This window comes from Bradyrhizobium sp. sGM-13 (assembly GCF_018398875.1).
GTDB lineage: Bacteria > Pseudomonadota > Alphaproteobacteria > Rhizobiales > Xanthobacteraceae > Bradyrhizobium.
On the sequence record NZ_JAGWDK010000072.1, the window covers coordinates 1 to 11,691 of the forward strand.

The 11,691-nt window shown below is 55.1% G+C and carries 11 protein-coding genes and 1 pseudogene; 6 read left to right on the forward strand and 6 right to left on the reverse strand.

The features are described from left to right. Nucleotides 1-160: 160 nt before the first annotated feature. The 5 genes from KJQ96_RS36825 to KJQ96_RS36845 all read left to right on the forward strand — a co-directional run bounded on the left by KJQ96_RS36825 (nt 161) and on the right by KJQ96_RS36845 (nt 4,437). Complete coding sequence (locus tag KJQ96_RS36825) at nt 161-1,534, forward strand: hypothetical protein (protein ID WP_213290981.1); 1,374 nt, start codon at nt 161-163, stop codon at nt 1,532-1,534. A 5-nt stretch (nt 1,535-1,539) separates the two neighbouring features. Beyond that, nucleotides 1,540-2,097, forward strand: coding sequence for a hypothetical protein (locus KJQ96_RS36830; RefSeq protein WP_213290982.1), 558 nt, complete (start codon nt 1,540-1,542; stop codon nt 2,095-2,097). A gap of 18 nt (nt 2,098-2,115) precedes the next feature. Beyond that, entirely contained in the window at nt 2,116-2,961 is an 846-nt protein-coding gene (locus KJQ96_RS36835; protein WP_213290983.1) for a hypothetical protein, read from the forward strand. 74 nt (nt 2,962-3,035) lie between these two features. Then, nucleotides 3,036-3,281, forward strand: coding sequence for a DUF2188 domain-containing protein (locus KJQ96_RS36840; RefSeq protein ID WP_213290984.1), 246 nt, complete (start codon nt 3,036-3,038; stop codon nt 3,279-3,281). A gap of 601 nt (nt 3,282-3,882) precedes the next feature. Beyond that, the gene (locus KJQ96_RS36845; protein WP_213290985.1) at nt 3,883-4,437 is read left to right on the forward strand and encodes a hypothetical protein; all 555 of its coding nucleotides are present in this window, start codon (nt 3,883-3,885) and stop codon (nt 4,435-4,437) included. Between the two features lie 70 nt (nt 4,438-4,507). On the opposite strand, the gene KJQ96_RS36850 is transcribed toward KJQ96_RS36845, so the two are convergent. The 4 genes and pseudogenes from KJQ96_RS36850 to KJQ96_RS36860 all read right to left on the reverse strand — a co-directional run bounded on the left by KJQ96_RS36850 (nt 4,508) and on the right by KJQ96_RS36860 (nt 8,495). Then, nucleotides 4,508-6,091 carry an FAD/NAD(P)-binding protein gene (locus KJQ96_RS36850; protein WP_213290986.1) on the reverse strand — a complete coding sequence of 528 codons (1,584 nt, stop codon included), beginning with the start codon at nt 6,089-6,091 and terminating at the stop codon, nt 4,508-4,510. A 784-nt stretch (nt 6,092-6,875) separates the two neighbouring features. After that, nucleotides 6,876-7,049: pseudogene (locus tag KJQ96_RS40980) on the reverse strand (DUF4172 domain-containing protein); the annotation flags it as partial. Nucleotides 7,050-7,210: 161 nt separating this feature from the next. Next, nucleotides 7,211-7,888: a hypothetical protein gene (locus tag KJQ96_RS36855; protein WP_213290987.1), complete on the reverse strand. Its 678-nt coding sequence runs from the start codon at nt 7,886-7,888 to the stop codon at nt 7,211-7,213. 379 nt (nt 7,889-8,267) lie between these two features. Further along, complete coding sequence (locus KJQ96_RS36860) at nt 8,268-8,495, reverse strand: hypothetical protein (protein WP_213290988.1); 228 nt, start codon at nt 8,493-8,495, stop codon at nt 8,268-8,270. Between the two features lie 432 nt (nt 8,496-8,927). Here KJQ96_RS36860 and KJQ96_RS36865 point away from each other — a divergent pair, with 432 nt between their 5' ends. Next, the gene (locus KJQ96_RS36865; protein ID WP_213290989.1) at nt 8,928-9,590 is read left to right on the forward strand and encodes a hypothetical protein; all 663 of its coding nucleotides are present in this window, start codon (nt 8,928-8,930) and stop codon (nt 9,588-9,590) included. A 692-nt stretch (nt 9,591-10,282) separates the two neighbouring features. Here KJQ96_RS36865 and KJQ96_RS36870 read toward each other — a convergent pair. Together KJQ96_RS36870 and KJQ96_RS36875 are read right to left on the reverse strand one after the other, a co-directional pair. Then, nucleotides 10,283-10,570, reverse strand: coding sequence for a hypothetical protein (locus tag KJQ96_RS36870; RefSeq protein WP_213290990.1), 288 nt, complete (start codon nt 10,568-10,570; stop codon nt 10,283-10,285). 51 nt (nt 10,571-10,621) lie between these two features. Next, entirely contained in the window at nt 10,622-11,173 is a 552-nt protein-coding gene (locus KJQ96_RS36875) for a GNAT family N-acetyltransferase (RefSeq protein ID WP_213290991.1), read from the reverse strand. Between the last annotated feature and the right edge of the window lie 518 nt (nt 11,174-11,691).

Consider the following 11,691-nt stretch of genomic DNA (forward strand, 5'->3'; position numbering starts at 1 on the left):
GAGGCGCTCTACGCCACCTCGCCGTTCACGCCGCGGTAGCGGCTTCGTTCAATCCCACCTGTCTGATAATTCACCACCAAAGTGAGGGTACCAGCCAACGGTTGCAAATTGCTTGGCCGAATGACCTGCCCTGCTCTAGCATTGAAGCTGAGGAGGCAACTTGGTTTCAGCATACATACTCAAGGTCCCTGAAGAACGGCGCGAAATCTTGCTAGCCAGCGAGAGAACATGGCGTGGCGGTTGGGACGCTACCGAACCTGTCGAGTGGTTCGGGTACTCCCGCCAGGCTCCCCTCATCGTTTTAGCCTCTTTCCAGGATGGCTTTCTGACCCACGTCGCTGATGGCCGCAAAGGCACAGCGGCCGGTACCGGGCTGGCCCAGCTCAAAATGAGGGGCCTTGAGAAGCTGCAGACGCCCATTTCCTTTGCTGCGCTCCTTCGGCATGTCCCCATAAAAGTACGTCAACACCTTGAACGTGTGCTCAAGAGCGGCGGCCTTCTACCACCTCGCACCATGCAAGCCGTTGTAGCTGTCCTTGAAAGAATGGATCAAACGCTCGCTAAACGCCTTGCACGGCTATCCGAAGCTCGAGCACGGCGACTGGCCACATTGGCCCCCGAGGAGCGAGAAAACCTTGCTCTTCAAAAAGAGTCTCTCACTACGGCGCTGGAAATAGCTGGCGTAGGCTCCGACAGCGTCCTGGACTGGCAACTGGGAGAAACGAAGCCAAAGTCCTTCCTGGAAGGGTTACCGGGAGCATATGCACGCGAAGACACGATGCTTCATGTCGACTTCACCTCTCTCCCCGGCTTTTCCGTACTTCGAGAGGCTCCCTATTTGTATGCAAAAACTTTTGCTGCGGATGACGATCCGTCCAATTCGGTGCTCGTTATAATGGCCAACCGTCGGGCTCTTGAAGAACAGACCGGCGCAGATCTCATCTATTACAACGAGAAGTACAAATCCTTTGTCCTGGTTCAATACAAGGCCTTTGAGAAGCCGGGCGAGCAGCACGAATTCCGCTGGAAGGATGGCGACCAGTTCACGGAAGAACTGGGGCGTATGGACAAAATGCTGGAGGAACTTGAAAAGGCCGATCCGGACAACGATCCCGATGGCTTCCGCTTCTCGCATAACCCCTTCTTTCTGAAGTTTTGCCCCCGGATTTCGTTCAAGCCAGATGATAAGGGGATGTTTCCGGGCCTCTATATTCCGCATGGACTGTGGAAGGCACTCGCTGCCAGCAGTCGACTTAAGGGTCCCAGGGGCGGCAACGTCCTTACCTACGAGAATGTCGGACGCCGGGTAAACAAGGAAGAATTCATCACGCTCGTCCGTGGTGCTTGGGTCGGCACCACTATCAATCAGTCAACTGCGCTAGAACCCGTATTCCGCGAAGTGCTGGAAAGCGAACGCACCGTTGTGTTTGCGGTGAAGCGCAATCCGCCCCCTCCTCCGGTCGGCATCACCGTGCCTGTCGAGAACGAACCTTTGATTGGGGAAGAACCTCAGAAGATTGCAGTGATGGGGTAGTGGAAATGGCACTCAATTTCGACCATGAACTTCAGATTGCAGTCAACTCGTATGAAATCCGATACGGCGCTCGTGATGACCGTTTTCGTTTCCTCCCGGTGTCATTTCACGCGTTCCCCTATGCCCAAACGCTTGTGGACGATACCTCGTTTACGCTTCAAATCAAACTAGACCAGGCCGCTAACGGTCAGGATGAGCGCTTGAAATTTCAGATTTGGCATGAGGCAGTTCACTGTCTCGCCCCGGTGAGAAGTATGGAAACGCTTTGGTTCGAAGAGGGCTTGGCTGTTTATTCGTGTCTTTACGCTCCGCATATGACCCGCGACTACCGTCGCCGATGCATCAAGCATATGAAGCCCTTTCCGGCTTGGTACGCCCCCTATGAGGCCTTCAAAAAGCTCAAGGCAACCGATGAGCAAATAAGGGTAATCCACGACCGCGCGCCAGAGAGGAAGTTTGATCTCATCACCCCCGAACTGATTATCGATGTGTTTGGGGTTAAGCCAACATTGGCATCCAGCCTTTGTAATCGACTCGGCACCACCCGCGAGGCCAAAACGTAGCCTCAGGCCGTGGGATCTATGACCCGCACCTACTCCCCCACCGATCAGGAAGTTATCGTCCTGAAATCGGCCTGGGATTCGATCCACGAGATGGTGAACTATGCCATCTTCATGAAGCTGCCGCGAACCTCAGACGCCGAACTCGACTTCAAGACCGAGATTCACCAACAGCTGTTCAATGTCCTGCTCACCGACTTCCTAAGCGCACCTAGCCCATGGCCGTTCGGCCTTAAGGCGCCAGCTCCGGGCACACCGAGGTCATTGCAGAGCATTCTCTTTCAACTGCAGAACGTCGGCCAGGCGCCTATCCTCAACCCGAGTGGAGGCGACACCGTCCTCAAACCGCTCCAAGCGTTCATCGATTGGCTGGAGACTGAATGCCTTGTCGAAAAGGTCTGGCTACCTTCGATCGAGCTTGAAACCGACATCCGCGTAAAGCGTGTGGAGTTCATCAAAATCTGCGGCAACATCGGCAAGCACAACTTCGCCCGGCTGAGCCGGGTGGTCGGCGATATCTGCCGAATCCTGGAAGCCAACGGTGATAAGGTCAGCCTCGATGAGGGCTACCTGGTCATCGAAGAGTTCTACGACTGGTTTCATAATAATGTTTTCAGCTACCACAGCAGCGCGATCGCTGAATTCCTCAACAACATCCGCTGGGGCATCTATGATTACCTACGGCCGGAGTTCGAGCGCTCCATCACATGGGAGGGAGGCGACCCGCCCCGCTACAGCTACAAGTATCCGGCCGGCAGCCAGCACCCGACCGGTAAGTCGATGTACTGGGGGCTGATGAACGACGTTCGTTCAGAACCGTTCATGCCACGGTTCGAGGTCACGCGCTTTCTGAAGATGCGGTACTAACGGCCCCGATTATCAACTATTGGTTGTGCTCTCATAATGCGATATGATCTAATGGTTTGAAAAGGAGATTTCCTATGCCGAAGCTTCCGAAATACACCCTCTCCCATAATGATCGCACCGATAAGTGGGTCCTCAAACAGGATAAGAGCAACAAGGTCGTCAAATCCTTTGAGAACAAGACGGATGCCACTGCGGGAGGTGCCCTATCAAAAGCGATCGGCACAGAAGGCGGCTCCGTAAAAATCGAGAAGCTCGATGGCAAATACCAGGAGGAGCGAACCTTTCCCCGCAGCGCCGATCCCAAAACCTCAAAGGGCTAAGTCTGTGACTCGCATTGTTCTGTTTGCAGCTTGCTTGGCGTTCATCAGTGGGCCCGCTTGGTGTGAAGAATTGTCAACTTTTGATCATCCAACAATCTGTCGAGCAACAATCGGCGCCATTATGGGCCGAGATCCCAAAACCATTCGAACCACCAAAACTGAAGGTGATGTGTCATATCAGCGATATACCCGCGCTAGCGATAACACCGTCTGGTCAACCAGGTGCCGGATAGAGGGTTCTCGTGTTTACTGGGCCTCTGAGCCCAGTGGTCGTTGGCGCAACGATCCTCGCGATGAGACGATTACCTACGAGATCAACAAGGACAATACAGAGTTGAGAATCAAAGAGCGTTATACAGACGGCTCTGCCAACGAAAAGACTTTTAAGCATTCACAGTTTTAATTCATCTCTGAATCAAAGCGTTGCCTCCCATTGAACAGAAATCAGGAGACTCACACCATTCGTGATAAACCTCGCCGCCTTCTTGAGCAGCCCCCGAGGGTCGTTGAGCGTTGGGTGAGGCAAAAAATGTTGCGAGTCGCCCCAAGGGTGGCGCGATTTCTCATGCGGTGGAGACTTCCCATCGTCGAGCGGAAGCGCATGAAGGCTTTGGAAAAGACCTTCCAAACCGTTAAAGACTACACCATCCGCTTTGAAGGAAGAGGATTCGCAGCAAACGATACGCTTTTCAATATTGCTCTGTTTTTCTTACTTGCTGAGCGCGACATCCAATGCATGAAGATTGATGCTCTCACTCACCCCGACGAATGGACGCGCAAGCTTTGTGCTCGGGTCATCATATTGGTGATCTATGAGATGGATCTCGACAAAGTCTCAGGCCAAGCATTACGCACGGCGCTGGAGACGATCGGCGCCTCTGAAGAGATGCGCAAAGAGGCCACTGATTCTCTGCGAACGGTACGCGCTGTCCAAAGTAAACTACGAAAAGAATTTAGTTTCGTGCGGAACGCAACGATCGGACATCGCGACGCGGACGCCTTACTACAGTATCGGTCTATTCGAGATATCAGAACTGAACGCGTTTTTGAGCTGGCAGCTGAATTCTACGCGGGAGCTAAGGGCTTTATTGATCTTCTGCCTAGGATGATGCTGGCAAGCAGCAAGCTAGATGCGCTCCTTCGGCAGACAAAATAGGTTTTGTGCATTGAACCCAGCGAAAGGCCCCCGGCTGGTCGGGGGCCCCTCGACTTTAGATTACCTATGTTCAGAGTTTGTCGGGCGCTGCAATCTCAAGGATTTTCACGTGAACCGCCTCGGACGTTCGTCGAGCCGAGTTGACCACCTGATCCATGCAATGCGTGAGCAAGTGGGTGCCGTAGGTGATACTTCCGACCAAGCTGTATATTTCGCCGACTGGTTTGCGCTCTCGGGTCAACAACTGACCGCTTTCGAAATCGACCAATGCGCCGCCTTCCGGATGAGGCACAAGCCACCCCTTTCCAAGAAGGTAGCCCAAGAGCGGGTACCGAGCTTTCGTGAGATCGGTACCAATGCCAGAGCAATTAATAACGCAATCAAAGCCTGTTTGCCGCCGCATCCCATCAGCGAGCCAGGAAACCTGATATTTTCCGTGGGCAAAATGAACGCTGCCTTCCTCAAGGCCGCCTGAAACTCGTAAGGACCCGTCGTGCAGAGCCTCAAGTATCTTCTTGGCGGGCTTTGACGCGGAGCCGTAGCTGACATTGACATGAGCCTGACGGTATTCGCGCTTGTACCGCGTTCGCTCTTGCTCCGGTAACAGGTGCCAAATCAAGGGCGTCACATCATCCAGAGCCTTGAAAACGGAAAACCATTCGCTGCTGTCCTGACAATCTGCCAACCCCAGCGGAATAGCTTTCTCCGGCCGCTGGCGCGCGTTTGCGATGGCGCGCTTCAGGCCGGAACAATCAATCCCGGCCTGCCTGTATTCCGCGCCGATTCCCCTCAGAATATCCATGAAGGTGAGGCCTCCATGCTCGTTGGCCATTTCGGTGATGTATTCTCTTGTGAGAACCTTGAGCTCGTAACGGCCGTAGTTGGGCCGCGGATATTGCATGCAGCCGCTGCGCGACAGAGCGTGAATGCGTTTGACGCCGTTCGCTCTTAGGATATTGATCGTATCGACGGCGGTCGGCCCTAGGCCAAGGATGGCAACATTTGCGTCGCTTGGAATCGCGTCGAGAGATCGAGCGTCCCACGGATTTCCGATATACATCGGCGATCCTTCAAGCTCTTTGTAGTTCGTCGACGGGATATGCCCGAGTCCCAGGATGACGGTATCGGCGAACAGCTTTTCGCCGGAACTCAGCGTTATCGCGTAACCCCTTCCCAAACGGTCAACGCGCGCCGCCTCACCTTGGATACGGTTTACGGGAATCCCCGCTCGTTCCGCGATCTCCACGTGGATGTTCAAATCTTTCGAGAAAGCCTTGCCCACCTCAGACCGGCTCAGGAATGACGCATCCTGCGAGAAGTTGTTATCCTGGAGACCGAGCAATTCCAGCAATCGGTTCGGATCGGAAGGATCATATCCGATCTTCGGAAGATGCATGTTTGCCGAAATGAAGGGAGCTTGGTTCAAAGCCCACGCAATCCCTTTCCCCTGCTCCTCTATCGACTTGACGTCCAGGAGAAGGAAGCCGACGGAGCTTGCGACGCCATCAGCGATCACTTTCTTCAAAGCCTGCCGGAAATAACTGGCGCCGCCAGCACCCACCCCGATGATGGCGATCCAGTGAAGCGGTTGGAAGGAATTCAGTCGATAAGACGAGTCGAGCTCCGTCGAGTTGCGATACGTGTCGGATAACATGGTCACCTCTCTCTGTTGCCGCTCGCGGAGTCGCGTGCGCGCATGTTTCGCTCAGAGAAAGAAGCGGGGACCCTGTAGCAACCTAAGCAGCCCCACGAGGGAGCAAAGAACACCATCACACAGTTCGTGGGGTGCTGTCAGGGTTGCGGCGTTAGGGTGAGAACGCTCCTTTCGGACTTCATCACGACCGAAATCTCAGGGGCCAACCTTCGAAGACGATCGCCGCCACACAATGTGGCAACAGCTATTCAAGCATGCCGCAATTCAACACGTCAAGCCGCGCTCACCCACAATAGCGAAGGGCACCGTGCATTACTGCACGATGCCCTTCCATAAGTCTCTCCCGCTATTGTAACCAACCCACATGGGCGCAAAGCGCGGGAGAACCCATGTAGCCGCACAGATGAAGTGTTGGCCCACCCCATCGCACTACGACTGAACGCAGTCGCCACGCTTTGACCTTGCCTGTGATAGGCGTCCGAAAGGGTTATGCCTGTGGCAAGCTCGGTCGAAGAAGAATCTCAAACAGTATGATGTTACCAAACGGCGTTTGCAGTTTTCCGCGATACGCGGTCGAACCGGCACAGCCCGTCTTGTAGTAACGCAAAACTGACTCCGATAACGCTTGAATGTCAAGTTTCCTGATTCGCGGCAAACTCTCTAGTTCTTTAAAGGGTTTATACCCTGTTAGCACTGGTAAGGGGACCGTACCTGCAAGAACCGCTTTTAATCGCGTCCTGCGCCGCCCTGTAGGGCTTAATGCGCTGGCACTCACCATTGAAGCCTACCGACCCCGCTCAGGAATGTTCAGGTGATACCGCGTATGCTTGAGCTGCCCGGTCCTGATCAGCGCACCCTTCTTCACCAAATCCTGTAAGTCCCTGGTGGCCGTAGCGCGCGTCGCCTTGGTAATGCTGACGTAGTTCTCGGCGCTGAGGCCACCTTTGAATCCGTCAATACGTATTATCAAACCTATCTATAAGACACCGGCGCGATGGATTCAAAACGCCAGAAGAGCCACGCCTGGCAGTCGGCCGTACTCGGAGCAGCGCAGGAGATGACACCGCGCTAGACGGTGTCAGTCCAGGACCGTCAAAACCGGTCTCTGGTGCTTGGCAGTCAGAATAGTACGTAGGCGGTCTTCTTCTGAAGATCGGCAGGCCCGACGATACCCGGCTGCATCGGGTCCTTGACGAACAAGGCCTTCTTCATTCCCTCAGACGGGATACGCTCGCTGGTTAGGATTGCCGGCACGATCCGCATCGGACCGTTGAGCTTGTCACTGAAGGTGTCGGCACCGAAGTCGCATCCCCATTCATGAACAAGCGCACAGCCAGCATAGGCGACACTCTTTTCGGCGAGGCCGGGGAGCATGGGTCGGAGGATGAACGATCCAATGCCGGGTCTGTCGGGCGCAGCCGAGGCGTAGGTCAGGACCAGCATGCTGGCACGCCAATAGCCTTTTACAACAGCCTTGTTGCCGTTGCTCAAGTCCTCGATCTCGCCATGCGGTCGGCTCCGTCCTTTCAGGCTGAGCCTCAACGTCTGGTACGTATAACCACCCCTGCCATCGGCGTAGCGCAGTGAAATGTAGCCATCCTTCGAGAAGAGGTTTTCCTCAAAGAAAGTCTCCTTTACCCAGTTCTTTGCAGATTCAACTGCGGCCTTCTCCAGGTCGGGCCGGAATTCCTTGAGCAGAAGATCACCGCCATAGCTGACGGCACCGAAGCCCAGGAAGGCGCACGCGGCAAAGCCAGCCTTGAATGCAGCGGATTTCGACTTCGATGTCCGAGACATGCTTTCGTTTCCTCAAATGATACTGTTTTACAACTTGGGATGCGCCACCGGTAACCGGCCGGATAGCAACGGTCAGTGGATAGTCATTTTGGTAATTGGAGATACGTGGGAACTTCAGGACGGATGCAGGTTCGCAGATGAAATTTTTGTAAGTACGGCCATTTCGGGCCGGAGATATCCCGGCCTGCGGCCTTAACTACTCAGGACAATGAAGCAGCGATGGTTAGGCGAGCACATCGTGCTCTTCCGCAGATCGGAGGACGAGATACCATGGCAGCCTCATGAGATAGCAACTGCATACAACGCGGCCCGCCGTGCATGCCGACCGACTCTTGTCCAAAGAATGAGTGCGTCAGCCCCGGCCCTCTGCGGGACCGGCTTAACCCCCGCGACGTGCAGAGCGCAGCTTCTCAAGCTCAGCGATCAGCTCTCGGGTTTCTTGGGCTTTCTGCCGGAATTCGGCAGCTTCCGCTAAATATTCGGAAGAGCCAAGCTCACTGTCAGGGTGCAGCGCGGCCTTCAGCAAATCGTCGATAACACTATCGAGCCGCCTAAGCCGCTCTTTGTTGTCCAGCAGTTTCGCATCCAACTCGTCTAATAAAGTCACGCGTGAGCTCTCCCTGAATTTTTGCCTCCAACTTGATAAGGAGGATTCGACGCATGCGCTCCAGCTCGAATCGCAGAGCGTCCGTCGTCGCAGCGTTTTGACGCGCGACAAGCTCAGCATCCCGCGTGTTGAACTCGTTATAGGCGTCCTGGAGTGTCTTGATGTCCATGCGCCAGACCATCGGAGCATTGCCTGACGAGAGCAATGGCCTGCTGCGTAAGGATGCTTAATCGTTACGCATGTTTTCCGTCAGGGAGCGCCACGCAACAAAGGTGCTCTTTCGGAATGGTCATTCGTCTTCAGGCTCGGGGTGCCCAACGCAAACGCGACGACGAGCAACAGCACGCTTGCGCAAAAAAGATAACCGATCTATGGAATATTGGTTGCACAATCAATTTTTGCATCTAATAAGGTCTTGCCGGGAGAGTGTTCATGAAGACGCCTTCTTTTCTCGTCGTAGCGGCAACTATTCTTTATTGCCAAGAGGCTGATGCCCAATGCCTGAAAGAGGCTGGCGATTTCGCGGAGCGAATTTGCGGTCAGGTCAAGCAAATTGGAAAGTCGACGCTGATTACAGGCAAGGGTGATCTGACGGCCGAAGCGAAGGGCTTGATTGCAAGAGCTATTGGACAGCTCGGTGGCCAGGTGGGCGTCGATGTTCAAACAAAAGACTTTGAAAATGTGCTGCAGGAGCAGTTAGGACCTGAATTGGTCAACGTACGCGAGTGCGGAGCCAAGATGGCGCAGCTTGCAATAGGTCAGGTTTGCAGCAAAGCGCCTAGCTGGAAGACATGTGCCAACCAAGCGTTCGGCGTCGATCGTTGGGAGAACGAGGAAAAGCTGAACGGGACCAGTGGCTGGCGCGGCGGCGGCTTCAACCAAGGTGCCTATTGTACCGAATTCATTAACTCCGTTGTCGCAGGCCGCAAGCTGGGCGATCGGCCGCATGATGTCGTTGGCATGACGTCTTCGGAAGAAAACCGGCGAACAGGTACGTTCAAAGAGCGCGCCGAATATAACTATCATTGTTCCCTGACGCTGCGCTGGAATCCGGTTTACAAGCAAAAAGCTGATCCGATCTGCGGCCGGGAATAGCCTGCATTGGCCTCGGATGGTCCGAGCTTCAATCGAGACAATGGCCCGCGCTGGAATAGGCTTCGATAGGCAGCGGGCCCTTCAAGGCTTCGGCACGAAATCGGACCACGACCGGTGGGAGTTCTTCGGCGCCGTGGGCTTGGTCAGGCTCTTGATTGTAGTCGCGGTAAAAAGGCCTCAACGCGGCAGTGGATCCACCCGCCTTCGCCCACTGAGTTCGTGTACATCACGCCTCCGGCTGATCGGACAAGAGGTATAGGAAGATGGCCAAACACAATCATCTCCTTAGTGTCATCATGCCATGGAAGATGTTGCGCTATCTTGGCGCTATCGGCTTTAGTCTGGTGGCGAGCGTTGCGGCCGCTGCTCCTACAGCTTTGCCGGTCTGATCCGCGCGCCGGTGTCGATTTCCGCTCCTCTGCCAGACGGCCGTCAGGTGACGTTGGAAGGGATAGTAACTCGACCGGATCGACCCGGGAAAATGCCTTTGGTCGTTTTGGTACATGGCTCGCCTCGGTCTGAGCCGGGAAAGGCTCTTGAGGCCTATCGGCGTGCCTCGCCAATGGGTTGGCAGGTCCAGCGCTGGCCTTTGCGCAGCACGGCTACGCCGCAGTTTCGATCATGCGTCGAGGCTTCGGCCGCTCCGATGGCCCCTATGCAGAGTTCGTCTCTGATCCGTGTGACAACACCGACTATCTGAGGGTCGGGTTGATTTCTGCAGAGGATGTTATTGGCGCGGTCGCCGCTTCGCCATGGGCCAATGCGGGGTCACCGCCCTCGTTGTCCATGACCAGCGGGGCGGCGATATCCTGAAAACAGACGTCAACGGCGCCTGGCACTTCTACAATAAGATCGACGGAAAGCGCGTGGACTTTACGGTGAGCCAGTTCGACAGCCCCATTAGCTACGATGACCTGCCAAGCAGCAGGGCCGAAGCACTTACCGACTGCTCTCAACAGGAGTACGAGCTTCTTCGTCAACGGATGACTGACGTGGGCATGTGACAACCACGCCGACCTCTTGAAACGAGCTTAGCTATTCGACAGAAATGCCGGTTCTGTCAGTCGATAAAGAACTTGTCGCCGCAGTGGGTCATTTTCCGGGATGCGAGGGTGGTCAAAATCCTCTGCGCTATCGTGAGACATCCCTAGCTTCGCCATCACGCGTCGGGATCGACCGTTGCGGAAGCTCGCATGTGCCACAATCTCCGCGAGGCGGATCTCTTCGAAACCAAATTGAAGCGCTGCTCGCGCTGCCTCCACGGCGAATCCCTGTTCCCAGAACGGCCGCGCCAACCGCCAACCGACTTCGACGGCAGGCGTGAAGCGGGCCGCAAAGGAGACGTGCAACAATCCGACAGCACCCATGAATATGCCGGATGCTCGCGATTCCATGGCCCACATGCAGAAGCCATGAGAGGATTGATGGTTGATCTGGAAATCGATCCAGGCGTTGCGTGCGTCTCGCGTTGAGAGCGGGCGGAGATATTCCATGACGTCAGCATCTTCCGACATTTCGGCAAAGGGCTGCCTGTCCGAATCTCTCCATGGTCGGAGGATTAGTCGTTGTGTAAAAAGCTGCATCCGACTTCGTCCGTCTCGTTGCTGTTTGGGTCCAATTTTTCGTTCTTCGACTTGGACATTCCCGTCTCCGTTTTCCCTATGGACTGTATGAGGCTCAATTCTGCGCCGAAAATTAGGACCGTGCCAGCGGGATGTTCTCCAACGGGGCCGTCAGGTCTCCGTCTCGGTGCAGATGGACGAGGAGCAGCTCTCGCTGCAAGAATGCGGAAATTAAAAATCCCCGTGAAGGGGGACGTCAACACCTTGCGAGTCATCAGGTTACGCCATGCTTCTTCGACCCCTCACATGACGATATCCCTCGCCACTGCTCTGGGGAGATTCGCATTGACGTTGAGTTCAAAAGTTCAGGTTTCTTGTCTTTTGATCCAATATGCCGGGTCCTCGCCGACTGCCTACGCTCGTCGGTCTTTCGCTCCCGAACAAGGACGCGCCGTGCCTTGCTGGAAGCGCCTTTGGCTCAGTTTGCGCGTACCGAGCGATCGCGACCGGGCGTTCCGATTGATCACGACCGGCTGTAC